The following is a 25,100-nucleotide window of genomic DNA, read 5'->3' as shown; positions in this document are numbered from 1 at the left end:
CTTTGCGACTCAACCTTATCTTCTCCTCAAGGAGCGCAAAGTGTTAAACAAAGTCTTGCCCGTGTTGCTGTTGATCTCTGCCCCGGCGTTGGCTGCCAAGCCTGTTCTTACCGTTTACACCTACGATTCGTTCTCTGCAGATTGGGGCCCCGGCCCTGCCGTTAAAAAAGCCTTTGAAGCCGAGTGCGGCTGCGAACTGAACTATGTGGCGCTGGAAGATGGCGTGTCGCTGCTCAACCGCGTGCGGATGGAAGGCAAAAACAGCAAAGCCGATGTGGTGCTGGGCCTCGATAACAACCTCGTGCAAGCCGCCGAAAAAACCGGCCTGTTCGCGAAAAGCACCGTCAACACCAGTAAATTGCAACTGCCTGATAGCTGGCATAACGACACCTTCGTTCCGTTCGATTACGGCTACTTCGCCTTCGTCTACGATAAAAACAAGCTGAAGAACCCACCGAAGAGCCTAAAAGAATTGGTCGAAAGCCCGGAAAAGTGGCGTGTGATCTATGAAGATCCACGCACCAGCACACCGGGATTAGGCCTGCTGCTGTGGATGCAAAAAGTGTATGGCGATAAAGCACCTGACGCCTGGCAGAAGCTGGCACAGAAAACGGTCACCGTCACTAAGGGCTGGAGCGAAGCCTATGGCCTGTTCCTGAAAGGCGAAGGCGATCTGGTGCTGAGTTACACCACCTCTCCGGCATATCACATCATCGAAGAGAAGAAAGATAACTACGCCGCTGCGCCGTTTAGCGAAGGCCATTATCTGCAAGTAGAAGTGGCTGCACAGCTCGCTAGCAGCAAACAGCCCAAACTGGCGCAGCAGTTTATGCAATTTATGGTGTCGCCAGCTTTCCAGAAGACCATTCCGACTGGCAACTGGATGTATCCGGTGATCAAAAGCGATCTGCCTGCCGGTTATCAGTCGCTCACCGTGCCGGCGAATGCGCTGCAATATAGCTCAGCCGAAGTGGCCGATCATCGCGCGGACTGGATTCGCACCTGGCAACAAGCCGTTAGCCGTTAATGCCAGCCTGGTTAATTCCTGGAAGTGCCGTTGCGCTGCTATTGTGCGCAGTGGCACTGCTGGCGTTTGGCGCCTTAGTGATGGCGGCGCCGGTCACTGACTGGCGTGCCTTGCTCACTGACAGTTACCTGCACCACGTCCTGGCCTTCTCGTTTGAGCAAGCGCTGTTATCTGCCCTGCTCTCGGTGCTGCCGTCGATTCTGCTGGCACGTGCGCTGTATCGCCGCCGCTTTCCAGGACGTAATCTGCTGCTGCGCCTGTGTGCCATGACGCTGGTCTTGCCGGTTTTAGTGGCCGTATTTGGCTTGCTCAGTGTTTACGGTCGCAGCGGCTGGCTGGCACAACTCTGTGGCCTTTTAGGCCTCAACTACAGCTTCTCGCCCTATGGCTTGCAAGGCATTCTGCTGGCGCACGTGTTCTTCAATCTGCCGCTTGCCACCCGAATGCTGTTACAGGCGCTGGAAAGTATTCCCGGCGAACAGCGTCAGTTAGCCGCCCAGCTTGGCCTGCGCGGCTGGAACCTGTTTTGTTTGGTCGAGTGGCCATGGTTGCGACGTCAGATCCTGCCCACCGCAGCCCTGATTTTTATGCTGTGCTTCGCCAGCTTTGCCACGGTACTGGCATTGGGCGGTGGACCGCGCGCCACCACGTTAGAGCTAGCGATTTATCAGGCGCTGAGTTTTGATTACGATCCCAGTCGTGCGGCGCTACTGGCACTGTTGCAGCTCGGATGCTGTTTGCTGCTGGTGCTGCTCAGCCAACGCTTCAGTAAAGCCATCCCTACCGGCAGCCAAAGCATTCGCGGCTGGCGTGACCCGCAGGATTGCTGGCATGCCCGGATCGGCGACACGCTGTTGATTGCTTGCGCGCTGATACTTTTGCTGCCGCCGCTCGCCGCGGTAGTGTTTGATGGTTTGCGCGGTGGCGTGGCGGGTGCACTGCAACAGCCCGCGTTATGGCAAGCGACCTTCACCTCACTGCGCATCGCCATCGGCGCCGGATTGCTGTGCGTGGTGCTGACCATCATGTTGCTATGGAGCAGTCGCGAGCTGCGTCAGCGTCAGCGCAACGTTGCGGCACAGGCAATGGAGCTAAGCGGTATGCTGATCCTGGCGATGCCCGGCATCGTGCTGGCCAGCGGCTTTTTCCTGCTGTTCAACGCTACCATCGGCCTGCCGCAGCGTGCCGATGGCTTAGTGATATTTACCAATGCGCTGATTGCCATCCCCTATGCGATGAAAGTACTGGAGAACCCGATGCGCGATATCAGCGCTCGCTACAGCCCGCTCTGCGCATCATTGGGTATTGCTGGTATTAATCGCCTGAAACTGATTGAACTGCGCGCGCTAAAGCGGCCCATTGCACAAGCGCTGGCGTTTGCCTGCGTGCTGTCGATTGGCGATTTCGGCGTGGTGGCCCTGTTTGGCAGCGCCGATTTCCGCACGCTGCCGTTCTATCTGTTCCAGCAAATTGGTGCCTATCGCGGCGCAGACGGTGCCGTAACCGCACTGCTACTGTTATTACTGTGCCTGTTGCTCTTTACTCTGATGGAAAAACTGCCGGATCGTCATGCTGACACTGAATAATCTCACTTACCTTTACCAGCATCTGCCAATGCGCTTCCGTTTTGAAGCCCAGGCGGGGGAACGTCTGGCGATCCTTGGCCCCAGCGGCGCAGGCAAAAGCACCTTGCTCAGTCTGATCGGCGGTTTTTTGCCAGTGAGCCAGGGAACCCTAATGGTGAATGGCGTCGATCATACGCGTAGCGTACCGTCGGCGCGGCCGGTGTCGATGCTGTTTCAGGAGAACAACCTCTTCCCACATCTCACGGTGCAGCAAAATATGGGATTGGGTTTGCATCCGGGCCTGAAACTGACGCGCGAACAGCAGCAACAGCTGGCCGCCATCGCTGAGCAGACCGGATTAGCCGAGATGCTGAACCGCTTGCCAGCTGAGCTTTCCGGCGGTCAACGCCAGCGCGTGGCCTTAGCGCGTTGCCTGCTGCGTGATCGGCCAATCCTGTTGCTCGATGAGCCCTTCTCTGCGCTCGATCCGGCGCTACGCGGGGAGATGCTGCAACTGGTGCGTTCGGTGTGTGAAAGCCGCAATATCACGCTGCTAATGGTGTCGCACAGTCTGGAAGATGCCCAGCAAATTGCGCCGCGCAGTCTGGTGGTGGTCGATGGTCGGATTTACTGGGATGGCCGCACCGCGAGCTTGATCAGTGGAGAGAGTGAAGCGGCGGCCATCCTTGGCGTGAAAAAGCCTTAAGCGAAGAACACCTTCCACAACAGATGGCGGAAGATGGGCATCATCGGGTGATACTGAATGGCGATAAATGCCGCCACGCCGATAGCCGCCGCCAGCGGTGCCAGCCAGCGTAAGCGCGCCTGCGGCAGATATTTCGTCGCCCAGTCAGTGGTTTTACCACTGCGCCACCAGCGCCACATCAGCCAGAATCCCATCCACACCAGCAACGCCACCAGCAACAGCAGCCACTTAAAATTGCCGCCTTGCGCGGCCTGCGGCACATCAATCGCCACACCGGCGAGGATACCCGGCATCAGATAAGCCGGCGGCCAGAGAATACAGCCAATCAGGTTGGGCGGCAGGAACTTGCGCACCGGCAGCTCCAGCATGCCCGCCGCCAGTGGAATTAACGGACGCGTCGGGCCGACGAAGCGCCCCACCAGAATGGTAAACATGCTGTGTTCATGCAGCGCGTGCTCAGTTTTATCCAGCAGGCCCTGATACTTTTTCAGATATTTCCAGCGGTGTAATGGCCCCTGAAACTTCCAGCCGATGCCATACGAGACCCAATCACCAATCAGGCAACCGGCAAAACCCGCCGCCCAGGCAGGATAAAGGCCAATCTGTCCGCTGCCCACCAGCGCCCCAAGGCTGGCCATTAATACGGTTCCTGGCAACAGCAATCCCACGAACGCCAGTGACTCAAGGAAGGTCACCAGCGCCACGGCCATCAGCGCGTACTCCAGCGATTGCGAAAACAGATGTTGAATCCAGGCTTCCATAACTATCCTCTGCGGAATATAGAGGCTGGATTGTCCGGAGCCAGCGCCAAACCGTCAAGGCAAGAATTGTAGGACGATGTTGACAGAGTACTGACAATGTCGCCACACACAGGCACTGTATAAACATCCATGATATACTTCAGGCAATTCATTTCCCGGAGTTCACGTGACCGAACCACGCGCAGGTTTTTTGCTTACCCGCCACTGGCGAGATACCCCAACCGGCAGCGAAGTGGTGCTGTGGCTGGCGACTGATCAGGGACCGCAGCGGCTGGTGCTACCGGCACAAGAGTCCGTGGCTTTCATTCCAGAAGAGTTCCGCCAGCAAACCGAAGCGTTGATCCGTGACGAGCGGCATATTCGTGTGCAATCGCTCGAACTGAAAGATTTCCGCCGTCGTCCGGTGTTTGGCCTTTATTGCCGCAGCCATCGCCAGCTGCAAAACCTGGAAAAGCGCCTGCGCGAAAATGGCATCGCGGTGTATGAGGCCGATATCCGCCCACCAGAGCGCTATTTGATGGAGCGTTTCATCACTGCGCCGGTGTGGTTCAGCGGCGAGGTGCGCGGCGATAGCGTGGTCAATGCTCGCCTGAAACCGCATCCAGATTACCGCCCGCAGCTAAGATGGGTTTCGCTGGATATTGAAACCACGGAACACGGTGAGCTGTATTGCATCGGGCTGGAGGGCTGCGGTCAGCGCCAGGTGTATATGCTGGGTCCACCCAATGGCGATGCCAGCACGCTCGATTTCGATCTCATCTATGTGGATAGCCGCCCGCAGCTGCTGGAACAGCTCAATGCCTGGTTCGCCCGTCACGATCCTGACGTGATCATCGGCTGGAGCGTAGTGCAGTTCGATCTGCGCGTCCTGCAAAAACACGCCGATCGTTATGGCATTCCGCTGCGCTTAGGACGCCAAAATCAGGCGCTGGAGTGGCGCGAGCACGGCTTTAAGCCTGGCGTCTTCTTCGCACAAGCCACAGGACGGTTGGTGATTGATGGTATTGAAGCGCTGAAGTCCGCTTTCTGGGATTTCCCCTCCTTTAGTCTCGAAGCTGTATCCCGTCAGTTGCTTGGCGAAGGCAAAGCCATTGATAACCCGTGGCAGCGTATGGAAGAGATCAACTGGCGCTTTGCCCATGACAAACCGGCGCTGGCGAAGTACAACCTGAAAGATTGCGAGTTGGTGACGCGCATTTTCCATCACACTGCCATCATGCCGTTTCTGCTGGAACGCGCCACGGTCAATGGCCTGGCGGTCGATCGTCACGGCGGTTCGGTGGCGGCGTTTGGTCATCTTTATATTCCGCGTATGCATCGCGCAGGATTCGTGGCGCCTAACCTTGGTGAAGTGGCACCCGAAGCCAGCCCCGGCGGTTATGTGATGGACTCACGGCCCGGCCTGTACGACTCGGTGCTGGTGCTCGATTACAAAAGCCTTTATCCCTCCATTATTCGCACCTTTCTGATCGATCCCGTCGGTTTGGTGGAGGGGCTGGCGCATCCAGACGATGCCGATTCCGTGCCCGGCTTCCGTGAGGCACGTTTTTCGCGGCAGACCCACTGTTTACCGGCGATAGTCGAACAAATCTGGCAAGGGCGAGAAGCCGCCAAGCGCGAGAATAACAAGCCGTTGTCTCAGGCGCTGAAAATCATCATGAATGCCTTTTACGGCGTGCTTGGCACCAGCGCCTGTCGCTTCTTTGATCCACGTCTTGCGTCTTCAATTACCCTGCGTGGCCACGCCATCATGCAGCAAACACGCGAGCTGATTGAGGCCGAAGGGTTTGATGTGATTTATGGCGACACCGACTCCACCTTTGTCTGGCTCAAAGGCGCGCACAGCGAGGCGGAGGCCGCCGCCATTGGTCATCGTCTGGCTAAACAGGTCAATGCGTGGTGGCAGCAACATCTGCAGCAGACTTACGGGCTGGAGAGCGCACTGGAATTAGAGTACGAAACCCATTTCAGTCGCTTCCTGATGCCCACCATTCGCGGTGCTGAACAAGGCAGTAAAAAGCGCTACGCCGGCATGATTCGCAGCGACGGAACAGAGCGGCTGGTGTTTAAAGGGCTGGAGTCAGTGCGCACCGACTGGACACCGCTGGCGCAGCAGTTCCAGCAAAATCTGTATGGCCGAATTTTTCGTGGTGAGCCATGGCAGGATTATATCCGTGAGACCGTGGCGCAGCTGCTGGCGGGCGAACTGGATGAATTACTGGTCTACAAAAAGCGCCTGCGCCGCCCGTTAAAAGATTATGAAAAAAACGTGCCACCCCATGTACGCGCTGCTCGCCTCGCCGATGAGCAAAATCGGAAATTACAGCGTCCATTACAGCATCAAAATGGTGGGTCCATTCGCTATGTGATGGCGACCGCTGGCCCGGAACCGCTGGAAGCGCGCACCACGCCGCTCGACTATGATCACTATGTCACCAAACAGTTACAACCGGTGGCAGATGGCATTTTACCCTTCGTCGGCGATGACTTTGCTACACTTATTACCGGGCAGCTGGGGCTTTTTTGACAGGTGACGAATGCCCTGCCATCCAGTACCATAGCGCCCTTCCTGTTTCTCACCGCATAGACACCCTGACCAAACGCTTGTTTGGCGGTGTTGTATTGCCTGAGTGCAGGTGAACTTCTTTATGGCATGTCAGAGAGTCGAGCTAAAAATATATGGTTTTTACACTGGGTCAGCGCTGGATTAGTGATACGGAAAGTGAACTGGGATTAGGAACGGTGGTGGCGATTGATACCCGCATGATCACCATGATGTTCCCGGCAACCGGCGAAAACCGCCTGTATGCCCGTAATGATGCTCCCGTCACCCGTGTGATTTTCAATCCGGGCGACACCATCACCAACCACGAAGGTTGGCAGATGAGCGTCGATGAAGTCCGCAACGATAACGAATTAATGACTTACATCGGCACGCGTCTCGACACCGAAGAAAGCGGCGTGGTGATGCGCGAAGTGATGCTGGATAGCAAACTGGTGTTCAGTAAGCCTCAGGATCGCCTGTTCGCCGGTCAGCTCGACCGTATGGACCGTTTTTCCTTGCGCTTCCGTGCGCGTAAATACCAGAGTGAGCAGTATCGCCTGCCGATCAGCGGCCTGCGCGGCATGCGCACCAACCTGATTCCGCATCAGCTGCATATCGCCCATGATGTTGGCCGTCGTCATGCGCCACGCGTGTTGCTGGCGGATGAAGTGGGCCTGGGTAAAACCATTGAAGCCGGGATGATTATTCAGCAACAGCTGCTGGCCGGTCGTGCCGATCGCGTACTGATCGTGGTGCCGGAAACGCTGCAGCACCAGTGGCTGGTAGAGATGTTGCGCCGCTTCAACCTGCGCTTTGCCCTGTTTGATGACGATCGCTACACCGAAGCCCAGCACGACAGCGATAACGCTTTTGAAACCGAGCAATTAATTATCTGCTCGCTAGACTTCGTGCGTCGCAATAAGCAGCGTTTGGAATTACTGGCTGATGCCGACTGGGATTTACTGGTGGTCGATGAAGCTCACCATCTGGCCTGGAGCGAAGAGGCGCCGAGCCGAGAATACCAGGTGATTGAACAGCTGGCGGAAAAAACGCCAGGCGTATTGCTGCTGACGGCCACGCCGGAACAGCTGGGTCTGGAAAGTCACTTTGCCCGTTTACGTCTGCTCGATCCAAATCGCTTCCACGACTTCAGCCAGTTCGTGGCTGAGCAGCAGAATTATCGCCCGGTGGCCGATGCGGTGAGTTCGCTGCTGGCCGATCAGGCTATCACCAAAGAAGAGATGAACCTGATCAATGACCTGATCGGTGAACAGGACATCGAGCCGCTGCTGCAGGTGGCGAACAGCGATCGTGAAGGCAAAGAAGACGCACGCAAAGAGCTGGTCTCGATGTTAATGGACCGCCACGGCACCAGCCGCGTGCTGTTCCGTAACACCCGTAACGGCGTGAAGGGCTTCCCTAAACGCGAACTGCACCAGATTCGTTTGCCACTGCCTGCGCAATATCAAACCGCGATTAAAGTTTCCGGCATTATGGGCACGCGCAAGAGCGCAGAAGAACGCGCGCGTGACATGCTGTATCCGGAAAAGATTTATCAGGAATTTGAAGGTGATAGCGGTACCTGGTGGAACTTCGACCCGCGCGTAGAGTGGCTGATGGGCTACCTGACCAGCAACCGTAAAGAGAAAGTGCTGGTGATTTGCGCTCAGGCTGCCACTGCGCTGCAACTGGAGCAGGTGCTGCGCGAGCGCGAAGGTATTCGTGCTGCAGTGTTCCACGAAGGATTATCCATTCTGGAACGCGACCGTGCTGCGGCATTTTTCGCTTCAGAAGAAGAAGGTGCGCAGGTGCTGCTGTGCTCGGAGATCGGTTCTGAAGGCCGTAATTTCCAGTTCGCCAGCCGCCTGGTAATGTTCGACCTGCCGTTTAACCCGGATCTGCTGGAACAGCGTATTGGCCGTCTCGACCGTATCGGCCAAATGCACGACATTCAGATCCTGGTGCCGTGGCTGGAAAAAACCGCCCAGGCGGTGCTGCTGCGCTGGTACCACGAAGGCCTGGATGCGTTTGAGCATACCTGTCCAACTGGACGCACCATTTATGACAGCGAATACAGCAAGTTAATCGAATACCTCGCCGCACCTGAGAATCCACAGGGGCTGGATGAGTTTATTGCAGAGAGTCGTAAACAGCACGACACGCTGAAAGCGCAGCTGGAGCAGGGTCGTGACCGCTTACTGGAGCTGAACTCCAACGGCGGCGAAGCAGCGCAGGCGCTGGCGAATGCTATCGGCGAACAGGATAACGACACCGATTTGGTTAACTTCGCGCTTAACCTGTTCGATATCGTCGGCATCAACCAGGAAGACCGCAGTGACAGCCTGATCGTGCTGACGCCATCCGATCATATGCTGGTGCCGGATTTTCCAGGTTTACCGGAAGATGGCTGCACCGTGACCTTCAACCGTAACCAGGCGCTGTCGCGTGAAGACACCCAGTTCATCACCTGGGAACATCCGCTGATCCGTAATGGTCTCGATATGATCCTGTCCGGCGATACCGGCAGTTGTGCATTGTCACTGCTGAAGAACAAAGCGCTGCCGGTGGGGACGCTGCTGGTTGAGATGGTCTATGTGGTTGAAGCGCAGGCTCCGAAAAGTCTGCAACTCACCCGCTTCCTGCCGCCAACGCCGGTGCGTCTGCTGATGGATCGTGCGGGCAACAACCTGGCAGGCAAAGTGGAGTTTGAAAGCTTTAACCGCCAGTTAAACGCCGTGAATCGTCATACCGGTAGCAAACTGGTTAACGCAGTGCAGCAGGAAGTGCACGATATTCTGACCCAGGCCGAAAAAGTGGTGATTCCGGAAGCACAGGCGATTATCGCAGCGGCGAAAGTCGAGGCGGATGAGAAGCTGAGTGCCGAGCTATCACGTCTTGAAGCGCTGCGAGCGGTCAACCCTAACATCCGTGATGATGAGGTTGAAACGCTGGAAAGCAATCGCGAGCAGGTGCTGGCGAGCCTCGGTGATGCGGGCTGGCGTCTGGACGCGCTGCGTCTGATCGTTGTCACGCACCAATAATTGCTGAAGGCCATTACGACATGTTGATGGAAGCCTACAATCCGCCGCTCGAACCCTGGCTACATATTCTGTATCAGGACGAGCACATTATGGTGGTCAATAAGCCAAGCGGATTGTTGTCGGTGCCAGGCCGGCTGGAGGAGCACAAAGATAGCGTGATGACGCGCATTCAACGTGATTTCCCCCAGGCGGAATCGGTGCATCGACTGGATATGGCCACCAGCGGGGTGATCGTGGTGGCACTGAATAAAGCCGCAGAGCGCGAGTTGAAGCGACAGTTCCGCGAGCGTGAGCCGTCAAAGTACTATGTGGCGCGCGTTTGGGGTCATCCAGTCGCGGAAGAAGGATTGATCGATCTGCCGCTGATTTGCGACTGGCCCAATCGCCCTAAGCAAATGGTGTGCTTCGAGAACGGCAAAGCGGCGCAGACGGAATATCAGGTGCTGGAGTACGAAGCCAGCCACAGTGCCCGCGTGCGGCTCAAACCGATTACCGGGCGCTCGCACCAGCTGCGCGTGCATCTACTGGCGCTGGGTCACCCGATTTTGGGCGACCGCTTTTATGCCCATGAAGAAGCACTGAGCATGGCGCCGCGTCTGCAACTGCACGCGGAGTCATTAACCATTACCCATCCGGCGTTTGGCAACAGCATGACGTTTAAGCAGCCAGCAGATTTTTAATCTGCAGGTCATAAAAAAGGGCCGTCAGTCATGACGGCCCTTTCAAATTCAATCTTAACGTTCCAGGTTATTTAAATCCTTTCTCCTTACGAATCAAATCGTAAGCTGCCTGAATCTCCTGCGCTTTCTGCTTCGCCATCTCCATCATTTCTGGCGGTAACCCTTTCGCCACCAGTTTGTCCGGATGATGCTCACTCATCAGCTTACGGTAAGCGCGTTTAATGGTGGTGCTGTCATCGCTGCTTTTTACCCCCAGCACACTACAGGCATCATCCAGCGTCGGTCCGCGTTTCGCCTGTTGATAAGCACCGCCATAAGAGGAGCCACCGCCACCAAATTGTTGCCCACCTTCCATCATGCGAAGGAACTGATCGAACTGTGCCCGCGAAATGCCCAGCTCTTCCGCGATCACATACAGCACCTGGCGTTCATTGGGATGCAGCGAACCGTCAGCAAATGCCGCCTGAATCTGAATTTCCAGAAACATCCGAATCAGATCAAAACGACCAAAACAGGCGCTGCGCAGTTCACGCAATTTATTCCGCAGCGGATAGTCACTTTGCTTGCCTTCGCGGAAAGCACGCTGCGCAGCCATGCGGGCATCGCCATGCAGTTGCATACGATCCATAAATAAGGAAGCAATCTGGATATCTGCCTCGGTGACGCGCCCTTTTGACTTCGTCAAATGACCCATCACCTGAAAAGTGGTACTGAAAAACAGCGTCTGTCGCGCCTGATTATTGGCGAAATAGCCCTGTCCTTTTACGCTGCGCACTTTGTCAAACATATGACCAATGATCAGACCCAGTACAATGCCCCAGAAGCCTGCTCCGGAAAGTAAGCCGAGAGCCAGACCAATAACTTTTCCCCAGTAGCGCATAAACTCCTCAATTCGCCATGCTTGCGGCTGAAAATTGCATTATCATACCTTTCATTTACTTCAGTGCCTAACAGCAACGCGATCAGACAAGGATTAACACTGGCACAACGCCGGGCAGTAAGTTAGTCTCTGAGCCGATTGTCGGCATGATGCCCGTTCTCATGGAAATCCCGAACCGCGTATGAAAAAACAGATACCTACCCTGCTGGCAACCATGATTGGTGCAGCGCTCTACAGTCAGCAGTCATTCGCCGACGATCTGATGTCGCAATGTATGCTGGGCGTGCCGAGCTACAACCGTCCGCTGGTCAGCGGCGACACCAATTCCCTGCCTGTCACCATCAACTCTGACTCGGCCAAGGGTAACTACCCGAATGACGCGGTATTCACGGGCAATGTTGATGTGCAGCAGGGCAACAGCCGCTTACGTGCCGATGAGATGCAACTGCATCAGCGTCAGCAGGATGGACAGACCACGCCAGTGCGTACCGTGGATGCGCTGGGTAATGTGCACTATGACGACAACCAGGTCATCCTGAAAGGTCCGAAAGCGTGGTCCAATCTGAACACCAAAGACACCAACGTGTGGAACGGTGATTACCAGATGGTGGGCCGTCAGGGCCGCGGCGTTGCCGATCAGATGAAACTGCGTGGCGACAACCGTTATACCATTCTGGAAAACGGCAGCTTCACCTCTTGCCTGCCCGGCTCTAATAGCTGGAGTGTGGTCGGTTCTGAAGTGATCCAGGACCGTCAGGAAGAAGTGGCGGAGATTTGGAACGCCCGCTTTAAACTCGGCAATGTGCCGGTGTTTTACAGCCCGTATTTGCAGTTACCGATTGGCGATCGCCGTCGCTCCGGTTTCCTGATCCCGAATGCGAAGTACGGTAGTAACAACGGCTTCGAATTTATGCTGCCGTATTACTGGAACATCGCGCCACAGGCCGATGCCACGATTACGCCGCATTACATGAGCAAACGTGGTCTGCAATTGCAGAACGAATTCCGCTATCTGACCGTGTTTGGTGCCGGTTTGATGGAACTGGATTATCTGCCTTCAGATAAGCAGTACGACAACGATAAAGCGGTACGTAGCATTTCTGAGGATGCCAGCTCCAACCGCTGGCTGTTCTACTGGCAGCATGCCGGTGTCTACGAGCAGCATTGGCGCTTCAACGCCAACTACACCAAAGTTAGCGACCCGTATTACTTCAACGACCTCGATTCGAAGTATTACAGTTCCACTGATGGTTACGCGACGCAGAAATTCAGCTTTGGCTATGCAGATACCAACTGGGATGCGACGCTGTCGACCAAAGACTTCCAGGTATTCGGCACCACAGACTCCACCAACGTCTACCGTGCCATGCCACAGCTCGACCTGAACGCCTATCAGAACGATATTGGACCATTTGATGGCCACATCTACGCTCAGGCAGTGAAATTCACCAACGTGAATAGCAAAATGCCTGAAGCAACGCGCCTTCACATTGAACCGACGTTAAATTTACCGCTGTCAAATGGCTGGGCCAGCCTCGATACTGAAGCGAAGTTCCTGGCGACGCACTACCAGCAGGACAATGTTGATCGTTATAACAACAACCAAATCTCAGGCGTCGACAGCACCGGTAACCGGTTAGACAGCTCCGTTAACCGTACCTTGCCGCAGTTCAAAGTGGATGGTCGCCTGGTGTTTGACCGTGATATGGACTGGGAACCAGGTTACACGCAAACGCTGGAACCGCGTGTACAGTACCTGTATGTCCCGTACCGTAACCAGAGCAATATCTATCCGTACGATTCAACGCTGCTGCAAACTGACTACACCGGCCTGTTCCGCGATCGTACTTACAGTGGTCTGGATCGCATCGCTTCGGCTAACGAAGTTTCAACTGGTGTGACCACGCGAATTTATGATAACGATCTGGTTGAACGTTTTAACGTTTCTGTGGGTCAAATCTACTCGTTTACCCCGTCTCGTACCGGCGTAAACCAGACGAGTGATGAAGATGATACCGGCAGCCTGGTGTGGGCCGGCGATACTTACTGGAAAATCAGCGATCGCTGGGGCGCACGCGGCGGGCTGCAGTATGACACCCGTCTCGATAACGTTGCACAAGGCAACGCCATCCTGGAATACCGTCAGGATGCCGATCGTATGGTGCAGCTGAGCTACCGCTACAGCAGCCCGGAATACGTGGCGCAGGCGTTGAACAACTCCAGCTTGCTGACGAACCCGATCTACAAAAACGGGATTTCACAAGTTGGCGCAACCGCGAGCTGGCCAATTGCCGATGCCTGGTCACTGGTCGGCGGTTATTACTACGATACCCGCAACAGCCGCCCTGCTGAGCAGTTAGTTGGCCTGCAGTACAGCTCGTGCTGCTACGCCATTCGTCTGGGTTACGAGCGCAAGATCAACGGTTGGGAAAACAACGACAGTAAGTACGACAACCAAATCTCATTCAACATTGAGCTACGTGGTCTGAGTTCTAACTATGGCTTAGGCACCAATGAAATGCTGCGTCAGGGCATCATCCCTTACCAGCGCGCTTTCTGATGTTGTGATGTTTGACAGGCTATCCCGCAGTGCGGAAACAACAATGGATAAAGTATGAAGAACTGGAGAATGCTGATTCTTGGTGTAGCGATCACCGCTAACACTGCGTTCGCAGCCCCACAAGAGGTTGATAAAGTTGCTGCCGTCGTGAATAACGGCGTGGTACTGGAAAGTGACGTTGATAACATGATGCGCACCGTGAAATCACAGGCGCAGCAGGCTCATCAACAGTTACCTGATGACAAAACCTTGCGTCATCAGATCCTTGAGCGGCAGGTCATGGATGCCATCATTCTTCAGATGGGCGAGAAAGCCGGCTTGCAGGTCACCGATCAGCAGTTAGATCAGGCTATTCAAAATATTGCCGCACAAAATAAGATGAGCATGGACCAGTTGCGTAGCCGCCTGGCCTATGACGGAATGAACTACAACGCTTACCGTGCGCAGATCCGTCAGGAAATGCTGATCTCCGAAGTGCGTAATAACGAAGTGCGCCGCCGTGTCACCATCCTGCCGCAGGAAGTGGATACGCTGGCAACGCAGATTGGTTCTCAGAACACTCAGGGTACTGAACTGAACGTGAGCCAGATCTTGCTGCCGCTGTCAGAAAATCCGACGCAACAGCAGGTTGACGATCAGGAAGCGCTGGCGCGTCAATTAGTGGGTCAACTGAAAAGCGGTGCCGATTTCGGCAAAATGGCAGTGACTTACTCTGCCGATCCGCAAGCGCTGAAAGGCGGCAATATGGGTTGGGCAAAAATTGAAGAGCTGCCTACCCTGTTCTCGCAAGCGTTGAGCACCGCGAAGAAGGGTGACATTGTCGGCCCCATCCGTTCTGGCGTCGGCTTCCACATTCTGAAAGTGAACGATCTGCGCGGTGAGAGCAAAAACATCTCTGTCACCGAAGTGCATGCGCGGCACATTCTGCTGAAGCCTTCTCCGATCCTCACTGACGCGCAGGCGCAAGCGAAGATAGAGCAGATTGCTGCAGATATTAAAAGTGGTAAAACCACCTTTGCCGCCGCAGCAAAACAGTTCTCTGACGATCCGGGTTCAGCCAATCAGGGCGGTGATCTCGGCTGGGCAACCCCGGAAATCTACGATCCTGCCTTCCGTGATGCGCTGCTGAAGCTGCAAAAAGGCCAGGTCAGTGAGCCGGTACACTCATCCTTCGGCTGGCATCTGATTCAGTTACTGGATACCCGTCAGGTTGATAAAACCGATGCGGCGCAGAAAGAGCGTGCTTATCGTCTGCTGTTTAACCGTAAATTTGCCGAAGAAGCACAAACCTGGATGCAGGAACAACGCGCCAGTGCTTACGTGAAGATTCTGGACAACAATGGTCAGTAATTATCGTGTCGTGATCACCCCCGGCGAACCCGCCGGGATTGGCCCTGATCTCACCGTTCAACTGGCTCAGCTCGACTGGCCAGTTGAACTGGTGGTCTGTGCCGATGGCCATGTGCTGCGTCAGCGCGCCCAGCAACTGGGCTTACCGCTGACGCTGCGCGATTACCAACCGGGTGTTGCGGCACAAGCACAGCAGGCCGGTACGTTAACGCTGCTGCAGGTTGATACCGCGCGGCCGGTCACGCCTGGTGAATTAACCGTAGCGAATGGGCATTACGTATTGGAAACGCTGGCGCGTGCCTGCGACGGTTGCCTAAACGGTGAATTTGCTGCGTTGATTACCGGACCCGTGCACAAAGGCGTCATCAATGACGCCGGCATTCCGTTTACCGGTCATACCGAATTCTTCGCCGAGCGTGCCGGTGGCGATCGCGTGGTGATGATGCTGGCCACCGAAGAGTTACGCGTCGCGCTCGCCACCACGCATTTGCCGTTAAAAGATGTCGCTGATGCGATTACTCGCGACAGCCTTCATGAGGTGATTACGATTCTGCATCAGGATTTACAGCAGAAGTTCGGTTTACCCCATCCGCATATCTTTGTCTGCGGCCTGAATCCGCACGCGGGCGAAAGCGGCCATATGGGCCGTGAAGAAATTGATACTATCATTCCGGCGCTCGACGAACTGCGTCAGCAAGGTATACAGCTTACCGGCCCATTACCGGCTGATACGCTGTTCCAGCCGAAGTACCTACAGCATGCCGATGCGGTCCTGGCGATGTATCACGATCAGGGCTTACCGGTGCTAAAATTTCAGGGGTTTGGTCGCGCGGTGAATATCACCCTTGGCCTGCCCTTTATCCGGACTTCTGTCGACCATGGTACCGCGCTGGAATTAGCCGGCCAGGGCAAGGCGGAACCGGGCAGCTTTATCACGGCGCTTAATCTCGCCATCACTATGATCAAGAGCAGTAATGAATAATCGCGTCCATCAGGGGCATTTTGCCCGTAAACGTTTCGGGCAGAACTTCCTGAACGATCAGTACATTATCGACAGCATTGTCTCCGCTATTCACCCGCAGAAGGGAGAAGCGATTGTGGAGATTGGTCCCGGCCTGGGTGCCTTAACTGAACCGGTGGGCGAACGCCTCGATGAACTGACCGTTGTAGAGCTGGACCGCGATCTGGCTGCACGTTTGCAGACCCATCCGTTCCTCGGACCGAAGCTGACCATTTATCAGCAAGATGCCATGACTTTCGATTTCTCGGCGCTGGCGCAAGAGAAAGGTCAGCCACTGCGCGTCTTTGGCAACCTGCCGTACAATATTTCGACCCCGCTGATGTTCCACCTTTTCAGCTATACTGGTTCGATTAAAGACATGCACTTCATGCTGCAGAAAGAAGTGGTAAACCGTTTGGTTGCCGGACCGGGCAGTAAAGCGTATGGCCGCCTGAGCGTGATGGCGCAGTACTATTGCCAGGTGATTCCGGTGCTGGAAGTTCCACCCGAATCCTTCACGCCTGCGCCAAAAGTTGATTCCGCCGTGGTGCGTTTGATGCCTTACCCAGAACCACCTTATCCGGTGAGCGATATTCGCCTGCTGAGCCGCATCACCACTGAAGCCTTTGGTCAACGCCGTAAAACCCTGCGTAACAGCCTTGCACATATGTTTACTGCGGGTGCGTTGGATGAACTGAACATTGATGCCTCGCTGCGTGCTGAGAATGTCACCGTGGCGCAGTATTGCCAATTGGCGAACTGGCTGGGCAATCATCAGGCTGAAACCCCGGAGAAATAAGTGTATGAGTGAACTGGCCCGCGTCTGTATTCATGTATTGAGTCAATATGTGGAATCACAATCCTTGCCCGACGAGGATCGTTACGTGTTTGCCTACACCATCACCATACGTAATCTGGGACGAAATAGCGTTCAACTGCATAGTCGCTACTGGCTTATCACCAATGGCAACGGTCGTGAGACTGAAGTTCAGGGGGAAGGTGTGGTTGGCGAGCAACCGCACATTGCCGCTGGCGGTGAGTATCAGTACACCAGCGGTGCGATTCTGGAAACCCCTATGGGCACCATGCAAGGTCACTATGTGATGATCGACGATGAAGGTGAAGAATTTCACGTCGACATTCCGGTGTTCCGACTCGCCGTGCAAACCCACATACATTAATCCCCCTCCGCCCGGCCAGTCCGGGCGGCGCGTTTTGATCGGACTGACGTAATGAGTACATACCTGATTGGCGATATTCACGGCTGTTATGACGAGCTACGTGCGCTGCTGGCGCAGGTTGATTTCGATCCGCAGCAAGACGAGCTTTGGCTAACCGGCGACTTAGTGGCGCGTGGCCCGGGTTCGCTGGATGTGCTGCGCTATGTGAAATCGCTGGGAGATTGCGTGCGACTGGTGCTTGGCAATCACGATCTGCATCTGCTGGCGGTTTATGCGGGCATCAGCCGTAACAAACCTAAAGATCGTCTGACGCCATTGTTAGAGGCGCAGGACGCGGATGAGCTGATCAACTGGTTACGTCGCCAGCCGCTGCTACAAGTGGATGAAGAGAAAAAGTTGTTGATGGCTCACGCAGGGATCACGCCGCAATGGGATCTCGACACCGCAAAACTCTGTGCACGTGAAGTTGAAGCCGTATTGGCCAGCGACACCTATCCGCTGTTCCTGGATGCGATGTACGGCGACATGCCAAACAACTGGACGCCGGAATTGAGCGGCTTGGCGCGTCTGCGCTTCAGTACCAATGCCCTGACGCGTATGCGCTTCTGCTTCCCCAACGGTCAGTTGGATATGATCTGCAAAGAAGCCCCCAACTCTGCTCCACCGCCGCTGAAACCCTGGTTCCTGGTTCCCGGCAAGATCAGCAGTGACTACACGCAGGTGTTTGGTCACTGGGCTTCACTGGAGGGCAAGGGGACGCCTGAACACATTATCGGCCTGGATACCGGTTGCTGCTGGGGCGGCACGCTGACGCTGCTGCACTGGGAATCGCAACGCTATTATGTGCAGGCTTCTAACCGTGAAAAGGCGATGGCAGAGAGTGCCGCCAGCGTACATCCGCCATTGAGCGATATGTCATAAACAAAAAGCCCCGCAACGTGCGGGGCTTTTTTTGTTCGCCATAAAGGGTGGTTCTGAGATTTCCCGGTCGCCCTGTAGGGCAACACCACGACGAAATGAGACGATTTTCTCAGGGGCACATTGATGGGTGCCGGGATAAACATCAACGGCGATCTAAAATCTCAAAGCAGTAGCTGTGCGAGTTTTGCGCATCGGCGTCATGAAACTCGCTAAAGGTCGATTGCCACTCATCCGGCTCGTAATCCGGGAATTGGGTGTCACCTTCGACTTCGGCATCAATGTGTGTGAGATACAAACGATCGGCGCGCGCCAGCATCTGTTCGTAAATGCGACCGCCACCGATCACCATGACCTCTTCCACGTCTCCCGCCGCTTTCACTGCTTCGTCCAGCGAAGTCACCCAGGTCACGCCTTCATGGGTGCCCGGCTGGCTGCTCACCACGATATTCAAACGTCCCGGTAGCGGGCGGCCGATTGATTCAAAGGTCAGACGCCCCATAATCACCGGTTTATTCAGCGTATTACGTTTAAACCACGCCAAATCAGCAGGCAGGTTCCAGGGCATGGCGTTTTCCATACCAATAATGCGATCGGCTGCCAGTGCTGCGATCAGACTAATCATGTTAAAAGACCTACAGGAAAAAAATTGGCGCCATCATACGTAAAGGCGAAAGTTTCGTCGATAGGCCGCCCCCGCTATTTGCGTAAAGCTCCTATGCGACCGCATTTTTGTTATTGGACAGAGTTTTACACCGACTTTCCCACCATACATGGAAATAGACGCCAGATTAGTCCAGCGGAACGCTACAACTCAGGGTGAAATGAGGCTTTGACGTGATGGAGTGTAAAGAAAACCGCACTGTCTGCGACAAACAAAAACGGCTCCCGCAGGAGCCGTTGATACTTCGATTAGAAATCGTAGCGCAGACGCACCAGGTTCATGTTACCCAGTGATTTGTCGGTGCTAGAAGTGATCACGTATTCGTAATCAATCTGGAAGCCGTAGTCCAGTTTAGTGCTGATACCTACGCCGTTGTCGATACGCTTGTAGTTACGTCCATTGACGAACTCCAGACGGTCGCCCATGAAGTAAGGCTGGATAGACTTGACCGCGTACTGATCGATAGCGAATTTATAGCCAGCAAAGTACTCCACGCCCCACGCATCATCCGCGAAGTAGTTGTTCACGTTCTTAACGGTGGTTGGTGAGAAGTTCTGGTACCAGCCTGCACCGGCAGACAACGTCCAGTTATCCGGTTTCCAGCTCAGCGCGGTACCGTAGATGTTCTGGTTGTAATCTTTGTCATCGCCATTGGCCGCATTACGCATGGTGGCGCGTGTATAGTTCCATGCCGTGCCCCAAGTTAAATCTTTTGTGATGTGGTAATCGATACCCAGTGAACCACCGCTCTTACGCTTATAGCGCAGGCTGTTGTTCTTCTGCAGCAGTTCATTATCTGCAAACAGATAAGACGCGTAAACATCAACGTCGCCGAAGGTATTTTTGTACTTCAGCATCTTACGTGAACGGTATGAACCGTCGTAATCGCCGTTGATACCGTTGCCCGGTGCCTGAGCCAGCATGTCGTAGTCCCAGATATCGGTCTTCGCACCGACCACATCATAGTAAACACTGTTCTGCTGACCAAAGGTCAACTGACCCCAGGTTTTGCTCTTCAGACCGGTGTACAGCTGACGACGCGTGGTGTTGTTCTGGCCATCGGCATAGTGGTTATCCCAACCCCACCAGGCCGGGAAGTTCACGCCCAGCTCGTAGTAGCTGACCCAGCTGATGTCATCAAACAGGTAGTAATCCGCGGAGAAACGGAAACGTGAACCACCATCGTAGCCGTTACGCTTGTACGATTGATCACTGACGCCAGCCTGATGCTGGAACTGAGGACGAATACTGCCGCCGACTTTGAAATCAAGACGACTAAGTGGATCGCCTGCCTGCGGATCCTGCTTCAGCAGGGTAATTTCCGCCTGGCTGGCGAGAGGCGCAGCAACTAATAACGCAGCCACTGCGCTGAGGGTGAAAGCACGCATTTTCATTTTTTATATCCCAGTTAAGGTGAGCGCTCTATTGATGAGCGCTCAAGATAGTACGGTGCGCTTACCGGGATCGTATTTATAATTTTGTGCGGATAATCCGAGGTGTAACCGTTATCGCATCAACTGATAAAAACTATGTCAAATCAATATATTTTTCACACATAACCTTATTCAACCAACGATAAACAGGCGAAAAAAAACGGCTCCCTAAGGAGCCGTTTTCAGTTGGTCAACTTATTGATTAACCTTTGATTTGCGCATGCATTTCCTGCACTGAAATCACTTTCTCTGTCGGATCTGCATTCAACGCCATCGCGGTAGCAAATCCACCATTCAGCGTGGTGTCATAATGCACTTTATATTGCAGTGCACTGCGGCGAATCAGTTTGGAATCTTCAATCGCCTGACGACCTGCGGTGGTATTGACGATGTAGGTGTATTCGCCATTCTTCAGACGGTCCTGAATGTGTGGACGACCTTCATGCACCTTGTTAACCAGACGTGGGTTGATACCGGCTTCACCCAGCACCACAGCGGTGCCGTGTGTGGCGTCCAACTCGAAGCCAAACTTCTGCAGCTTCGCCGCCAGGTCAACGATACGTTTCTTATCGCCTTCGCGCACAGACAGTAACGCACGACCGGTTTTCTTCATGTTGCTCTGCGCACCCAGCATCGCTTTGGCGAACGCTTCCGCAAAGGTACGGCCGACACCCATCACTTCCCCGGTAGAACGCATCTCTGGACCAAGAATCGGGTCAACACCCGGGAACTTGTTGAACGGTAGCACCACTTCTTTCACCGAATAATACGGTGGAATGATTTCTTTCGTGACGCCCTGCTCAGCCAGGGTTTTACCTGCCATCACGCGCGCAGCCACTTTCGCTAAAGGTATGCCGGTCGCTTTAGACACGAATGGCACGGTACGCGCCGCACGTGGGTTCACCTCAATCAGGTAAACCTCGTTGTCCTTCACTGCAAACTGCACGTTCATCAAACCGCGTACGTTCAGCTCGAAAGCCAGTTTCTCGACCTGTTGACGCATCACGTTCTGGATTTCAGTGCTCAGCGTATAAGCCGGCAGTGAACAAGCGGAGTCACCTGAGTGAACGCCGGCTTGTTCGATGTGCTCCATGATGCCGCCAATCAGCACACGTTCACCGTCGCAAATCGCATCCACGTCGACTTCCACTGCATCATCCAGGAAGCGGTCCAGCAGAACCGGTGCATCATTGGAAACCGAAACCGCGGTCTGGAAGTAACGCTTCAGGTCGATTTCATCATAAACGATTTCCATCGCACGACCGCCCAGCACATAGGAAGGACGTACCACCAACGGATAACCGATACCTGCCGCTTTCTCAACAGCTTGCTCCAGCGTAGCCACGGTGGCGTTAGCCGGTTGCTTCAGGCTCAGGCGATCAACCGCCTGCTGGAAACGTTCACGGTCTTCAGCACGGTCAATCGCATCTGGGCTGGTACCTATCACGGGCACACCTGCTGCTTCCAGCGCGCGAGCCAGCTTAAGCGGGGTCTGGCCGCCGTACTGCACGATGACGCCTTTAGGCTTCTCGATGCGCACGATTTCCAGCACGTCTTCCAGCGTCACCGGCTCGAAGTACAAACGGTCGGAGGTGTCGTAGTCAGTCGATACGGTTTCCGGGTTACAGTTCACCATAATGGTTTCGTAACCGTCGTCGCGCAGCGCCAGTGCCGCATGTACGCAGCAGTAATCGAACTCGATACCCTGACCGATACGGTTTGGACCGCCGCCCAAAATCATGATTTTGTCACGATCCTGGTTTGGATTGGCCTCGCACTCTTCTTCATAAGTGGAGTACATATAAGCGGTATCGGTGGAGAATTCTGCCGCACAGGTGTCTACGCGTTTGTAGACTGGGTGCAGGTTGAACTGCTGACGCAGTTTGCGAATTTCGCTCTCTGCCACGCCCGCCAGGTTTGCCAGACGCACGTCAGCAAAGCCTTTGCGCTTCAGTGCACGCAGGAAATCAGCATTCAGTGAGTTGACACCTTCACGCGCAACCTGCTCTTCCAGACGTACCAGCTCTTCGATTTGCACCAGGAACCAGCGGTCAATGTTAGTCAGGTTGAACACGCCATCCACCGACATGCCGGCACGGAACGCATCCGCGATGTACCAGATACGGTCAGAACCGGCATCTTTCAGCTCACGGCGGATGCGGGTCAGGGCTTCGGCATCATCCAGATCCACTTTCGGGTCGAAGCCGTTTGCCCCCACTTCCAGACCGCGCAGCGCTTTCTGCATTGATTCCTGGAAGGTGCGGCCAATCGCCATCACTTCACCCACAGATTTCATCTGCGTGGTCAGGCGGTCATTGGCACCAGCGAACTTCTCGAAGTTGAAGCGAGGAATCTTGGTCACAACGTAGTCGATTGACGGCTCAAACGACGCCGGCGTACGACCGCCGGTGATGTCATTCATCAGCTCATCGAGAGTGAAGCCCACCGCCAGTTTCGCGGCGACTTTTGCAATCGGGAAACCGGTCGCTTTGGAAGCCAGCGCCGACGAGCGCGACACGCGCGGGTTCATTTCGATAACCACAAGACGGCCGTCTTTTGGGTTAACCGAGAACTGCACGTTAGAACCGCCGGTTTCCACGCCGATTTCACGCAGTACCGCCAGCGAGGCGTTACGCATGATTTGGTATTCTTTATCCGTCAGGGTTTGCGCCGGTGCCACGGTGATGGAGTCACCGGTGTGGATACCCATCGCATCGAAGTTTTCGATCGAGCAGACGATGATGCAGTTGTCGTTTTTATCACGCACCACTTCCATCTCGTACTCTTTCCAGCCAATCAGCGACTCATCAATCAGCAGCTCATTGGTCGGTGACAGGTCGAGACCACGTTCACAAATCTCTTCGAACTCTTCACGGTTGTAAGCGATACCGCCACCGGTGCCGCCCATAGTAAAGGAAGGACGAATGATGCACGGGAAGCCAACGTCTTCGGCCACCGCCAGCGCTTCCTCCATGGTGTGCGCGATACCGGAACGCGCGGTGCCGAGGCCGATGCTTTTCATCGCCACATCGAAACGGCGGCGGTCTTCAGCTTTATCGATGGCATCCGCGGTCGCACCGATCATGGTGACGCCGAACTCAGCCAGCACACCCTGACGCTCCAGCTCCAGCGCACAGTTCAGTGCAGTCTGGCCACCCATGGTCGGCAGCACCGCATCCGGACGCTCTTTTTCGATAATCTTGCGCACCACTTCCCAGTGAATCGGCTCGATGTAAGTCGCATCGGCCATTTCTGGGTCAGTCATGATGGTCGCCGGGTTGGAGTTCACCAGAATGACGCGGTAACCCTCTTCACGCAGCGCTTTACACGCCTGCGCACCGGAGTAGTCAAATTCACATGCCTGGCCGATAACGATCGGGCCAGCGCCAAGGATCAGGATGGATTTTATGTCTGTACGTTTTGGCATCGTGGGCTCCTGATTACTTCGCGTTAGAACGGTAAGCTTCGATCAGTTCGATAAAGTGATCGAACAGCGGCGCCGCATCGTGCGGGCCTGGGCTCGCTTCAGGGTGTCCCTGGAAGCTGAAGGCCGGTTTATCTGTGCGGTGAATACCTTGCACCGTCTGGTCGAACAGCGACACATGCGTGACACGCAGATTCGCTGGCAGCTGGCTGTCATCAACCGCGAAACCGTGGTTCTGCGCGGTAATCATCACCACATTGTTGTCGAGATCTTTAACCGGGTGGTTGCCGCCGTGGTGACCAAGTTTCATCTTCACGGTTTTTGCACCGCTTGCCAGCGCCAGCAGCTGATGGCCGAGGCAAATACCAAACACCGGAATATCAGTTTTCAGGAAGGCCTGAATGGCGTTGATGGCGTAATCGCAAGGCTCCGGGTCACCAGGACCGTTCGACAGGAAAATGCCGTCTGGATTGAGTGCCAGCACCTCTTCTGCGCTGGTCTTTGCCGGGACAACCGTCAAACGGCAACCGCGATCCACCAGCATTCGCAGGATGTTGCGCTTAGCGCCGAAGTCATAGGCGACAACGTGGAATGGCAGCTCTGCAGCCGTTTTCTGCTCAGGCAAATCCCCTTCCAGTGTCCAGCTACCCTGCTGCCACGCGTAAGTTTCCGCCGTGGTCACTTCTTTCGCCAGGTCCATGCCTTTCAAGCCCGGGAAGGCCTGCGCTTTTTGCAGCGCCAGTGCCGCATCCGGATTATCACCCGCGATAATGCAGCCGCTCTGAGCGCCCTTCTCGCGCAGCAAACGGGTCAGTTTGCGCGTGTCGATATCGGCGATGCCGACAATGTTATTGCGCTGCAAGTAAGCTGACAGGCTTTCTTCACTACGGAAGTTGCTGGTGATCAGCGGCAGGTCGCGAATAACGAGGCCTTGAGCATGGATTTGGCTGGATTCTTCATCGGCGGCGTTAACGCCAACATTGCCGATATGGGGATAAGTGAGGGTAACGATTTGGCGGGAATAGGAAGGATCAGTGAGGATTTCTTGATAACCAGTCATTGACGTGTTGAAAACGACTTCCCCCACTGCCGACCCCGTTGCCCCGATGGCCCGACCGTGGAATTGGGTTCCGTCTTCCAGAACCAAGAGCGCTGACTTAATCAAAACATCCTCCAGGGAATAAACAGTCACAATATTTGCATATTAATTCAAAATACATGCCCGAATCAATGCAAAATCCGCCTGAATGCTCGAATTTTGGCAAATTGCGCGCATTCTAATGATCGACCTTCAGCTTGTCTACCCTGAGTGGCTATTTTTTTGTATTTTTAAGGCTGTTGAATGTTAAAAAGCGAGAAAGGCGA

Annotated in this window: 18 protein-coding genes; 12 read left to right on the top strand and 6 right to left on the bottom strand. The window is 54.8% G+C overall.

Annotated elements, in window-relative coordinates:
- Positions 1-40 precede the first annotated feature (40 nt).
- Genes thiB through thiQ form a run of 3 tightly spaced genes read left to right on the top strand, consistent with a single transcriptional unit; the run spans position 41 to position 3,298 of the window.
- Entirely contained in the window at positions 41-1,027 is a 987-nt protein-coding gene (gene thiB / locus F3J37_RS14520) for a thiamine ABC transporter substrate binding subunit (protein WP_166934035.1), read from the top strand.
- Positions 1,027-2,613, top strand: a complete 1,587-nt coding sequence (thiP, locus tag F3J37_RS14515; RefSeq protein ID WP_166934034.1) for a thiamine/thiamine pyrophosphate ABC transporter permease ThiP — start codon at positions 1,027-1,029, stop codon at positions 2,611-2,613. The genes thiB and thiP overlap by 1 nt, the downstream gene beginning before the upstream one ends.
- On the top strand, positions 2,597-3,298 hold the full coding sequence (thiQ, locus tag F3J37_RS14510; protein WP_166934032.1) for a thiamine ABC transporter ATP-binding protein ThiQ: 702 nt from the start codon (positions 2,597-2,599) through the stop codon (positions 3,296-3,298). The genes thiP and thiQ overlap by 17 nt, the downstream gene beginning before the upstream one ends.
- On the opposite strand, the gene F3J37_RS14505 is transcribed toward thiQ, so the two are convergent.
- A complete protein-coding gene (locus F3J37_RS14505; RefSeq protein ID WP_166934030.1) occupies positions 3,295-4,059 on the bottom strand; it encodes a DedA family protein in 765 nt (254 codons plus the stop codon). The two genes, thiQ and F3J37_RS14505, sit on opposite strands and share 4 nt — an antisense overlap.
- 166 nt (positions 4,060-4,225) lie before the next feature.
- On the opposite strand from F3J37_RS14505, the gene polB reads away from it, so the two are divergent.
- The 3 genes from polB to rluA all read left to right on the top strand — a co-directional run bounded on the left by polB (position 4,226) and on the right by rluA (position 10,325).
- Positions 4,226-6,586, top strand: coding sequence for a DNA polymerase II (gene polB, locus F3J37_RS14500; RefSeq protein ID WP_166934029.1), 2,361 nt, complete (start codon positions 4,226-4,228; stop codon positions 6,584-6,586).
- A 152-nt stretch (positions 6,587-6,738) separates the two neighbouring features.
- Positions 6,739-9,645 carry an RNA polymerase-associated protein RapA gene (gene rapA, locus F3J37_RS14495; RefSeq protein WP_166934027.1) on the top strand — a complete coding sequence of 969 codons (2,907 nt, stop codon included), beginning with the start codon at positions 6,739-6,741 and terminating at the stop codon, positions 9,643-9,645.
- Positions 9,646-9,665: 20 nt separating this feature from the next.
- The gene (rluA, locus tag F3J37_RS14490) at positions 9,666-10,325 is read left to right on the top strand and encodes a bifunctional tRNA pseudouridine(32) synthase/23S rRNA pseudouridine(746) synthase RluA (protein ID WP_166934025.1); all 660 of its coding nucleotides are present in this window, start codon (positions 9,666-9,668) and stop codon (positions 10,323-10,325) included.
- A gap of 67 nt (positions 10,326-10,392) precedes the next feature.
- Here the strand turns inward: rluA and djlA are convergent, their stop codons facing one another.
- A complete protein-coding gene (djlA, locus tag F3J37_RS14485; protein WP_058959353.1) occupies positions 10,393-11,205 on the bottom strand; it encodes a co-chaperone DjlA in 813 nt (270 codons plus the stop codon).
- A 181-nt stretch (positions 11,206-11,386) separates the two neighbouring features.
- On the opposite strand from djlA, the gene lptD reads away from it, so the two are divergent.
- From lptD to apaH, 6 genes are read left to right on the top strand one after another with little or no spacing between them, the layout of a single operon-like run.
- Entirely contained in the window at positions 11,387-13,765 is a 2,379-nt protein-coding gene (gene lptD / locus F3J37_RS14480) for an LPS assembly protein LptD (RefSeq protein ID WP_166934024.1), read from the top strand.
- Positions 13,766-13,819: 54 nt separating this feature from the next.
- Positions 13,820-15,115, top strand: coding sequence for a peptidylprolyl isomerase SurA (surA, locus tag F3J37_RS14475; protein ID WP_034826072.1), 1,296 nt, complete (start codon positions 13,820-13,822; stop codon positions 15,113-15,115).
- Positions 15,105-16,097 carry a 4-hydroxythreonine-4-phosphate dehydrogenase PdxA gene (pdxA, locus tag F3J37_RS14470; protein ID WP_166934022.1) on the top strand — a complete coding sequence of 331 codons (993 nt, stop codon included), beginning with the start codon at positions 15,105-15,107 and terminating at the stop codon, positions 16,095-16,097. Before surA ends, pdxA begins: the two co-directional genes overlap by 11 nt.
- Complete coding sequence (gene rsmA, locus F3J37_RS14465) at positions 16,090-16,914, top strand: 16S rRNA (adenine(1518)-N(6)/adenine(1519)-N(6))-dimethyltransferase RsmA (RefSeq protein WP_034826076.1); 825 nt, start codon at positions 16,090-16,092, stop codon at positions 16,912-16,914. Before pdxA ends, rsmA begins: the two co-directional genes overlap by 8 nt.
- 4 nt (positions 16,915-16,918) lie before the next feature.
- Complete coding sequence (gene apaG, locus F3J37_RS14460; protein WP_034826077.1) at positions 16,919-17,296, top strand: Co2+/Mg2+ efflux facilitator ApaG/CorD; 378 nt, start codon at positions 16,919-16,921, stop codon at positions 17,294-17,296.
- A 51-nt stretch (positions 17,297-17,347) separates the two neighbouring features.
- Positions 17,348-18,217 carry a bis(5'-nucleosyl)-tetraphosphatase (symmetrical) ApaH gene (gene apaH, locus F3J37_RS14455; RefSeq protein ID WP_166934020.1) on the top strand — a complete coding sequence of 290 codons (870 nt, stop codon included), beginning with the start codon at positions 17,348-17,350 and terminating at the stop codon, positions 18,215-18,217.
- 142 nt (positions 18,218-18,359) lie between these two features.
- On the opposite strand, the gene folA is transcribed toward apaH, so the two are convergent.
- From folA to carA, 4 genes are all read right to left on the bottom strand, one after another.
- A complete protein-coding gene (folA, locus tag F3J37_RS14450) occupies positions 18,360-18,839 on the bottom strand; it encodes a type 3 dihydrofolate reductase (protein WP_034826087.1) in 480 nt (159 codons plus the stop codon).
- Positions 18,840-19,126: 287 nt separating this feature from the next.
- On the bottom strand, positions 19,127-20,272 hold the full coding sequence (locus F3J37_RS14445; RefSeq protein ID WP_034826089.1) for a porin: 1,146 nt from the start codon (positions 20,270-20,272) through the stop codon (positions 19,127-19,129).
- A 241-nt stretch (positions 20,273-20,513) separates the two neighbouring features.
- Entirely contained in the window at positions 20,514-23,738 is a 3,225-nt protein-coding gene (gene carB, locus F3J37_RS14440) for a carbamoyl-phosphate synthase large subunit (protein WP_166934018.1), read from the bottom strand.
- A gap of 13 nt (positions 23,739-23,751) precedes the next feature.
- Entirely contained in the window at positions 23,752-24,900 is a 1,149-nt protein-coding gene (carA, locus tag F3J37_RS14435; RefSeq protein WP_058959360.1) for a glutamine-hydrolyzing carbamoyl-phosphate synthase small subunit, read from the bottom strand.
- Between the last annotated feature and the right edge of the window lie 200 nt (positions 24,901-25,100).

The sequence above is a fragment of the Candidatus Pantoea communis genome (assembly GCF_011752685.1).
Lineage (GTDB): Bacteria > Pseudomonadota > Gammaproteobacteria > Enterobacterales > Enterobacteriaceae > Pantoea > Pantoea communis.
The sequence above is the reverse complement of the archived record's forward strand: the minus strand, read 5'-3'. Positions and strand labels throughout refer to the sequence as shown.

Excerpts from the sequence above, each read along its gene's own strand:
- F3J37_RS14505 (WP_166934030.1), bottom strand. The coding sequence starts at position 4,059 with ATGGAAGCCTGGATTCAACATCTGTTTTCGCAATCGCTGGAGTACGCG.
- folA (WP_034826087.1), bottom strand. The coding sequence starts at position 18,839 with ATGATTAGTCTGATCGCAGCACTGGCAGCCGATCGCATTATTGGTATG.
- djlA (WP_058959353.1), bottom strand. The coding sequence starts at position 11,205 with ATGCGCTACTGGGGAAAAGTTATTGGTCTGGCTCTCGGCTTACTTTCC.
- apaH (WP_166934020.1), top strand. The coding sequence starts at position 17,348 with ATGAGTACATACCTGATTGGCGATATTCACGGCTGTTATGACGAGCTA.
- pdxA (WP_166934022.1), top strand. The coding sequence starts at position 15,105 with ATGGTCAGTAATTATCGTGTCGTGATCACCCCCGGCGAACCCGCCGGG.
- carB (WP_166934018.1), bottom strand. The coding sequence starts at position 23,738 with ATGCCAAAACGTACAGACATAAAATCCATCCTGATCCTTGGCGCTGGC.
- lptD (WP_166934024.1), top strand. The coding sequence starts at position 11,387 with ATGAAAAAACAGATACCTACCCTGCTGGCAACCATGATTGGTGCAGCG.
- rluA (WP_166934025.1), top strand. The coding sequence starts at position 9,666 with ATGTTGATGGAAGCCTACAATCCGCCGCTCGAACCCTGGCTACATATT.
- thiQ (WP_166934032.1), top strand. The coding sequence starts at position 2,597 with ATGCTGACACTGAATAATCTCACTTACCTTTACCAGCATCTGCCAATG.
- surA (WP_034826072.1), top strand. The coding sequence starts at position 13,820 with ATGAAGAACTGGAGAATGCTGATTCTTGGTGTAGCGATCACCGCTAAC.
- F3J37_RS14445 (WP_034826089.1), bottom strand. The coding sequence starts at position 20,272 with ATGAAAATGCGTGCTTTCACCCTCAGCGCAGTGGCTGCGTTATTAGTT.
- rsmA (WP_034826076.1), top strand. The coding sequence starts at position 16,090 with ATGAATAATCGCGTCCATCAGGGGCATTTTGCCCGTAAACGTTTCGGG.
- thiP (WP_166934034.1), top strand. The coding sequence starts at position 1,027 with ATGCCAGCCTGGTTAATTCCTGGAAGTGCCGTTGCGCTGCTATTGTGC.
- rapA (WP_166934027.1), top strand. The coding sequence starts at position 6,739 with ATGGTTTTTACACTGGGTCAGCGCTGGATTAGTGATACGGAAAGTGAA.
- apaG (WP_034826077.1), top strand. The coding sequence starts at position 16,919 with ATGAGTGAACTGGCCCGCGTCTGTATTCATGTATTGAGTCAATATGTG.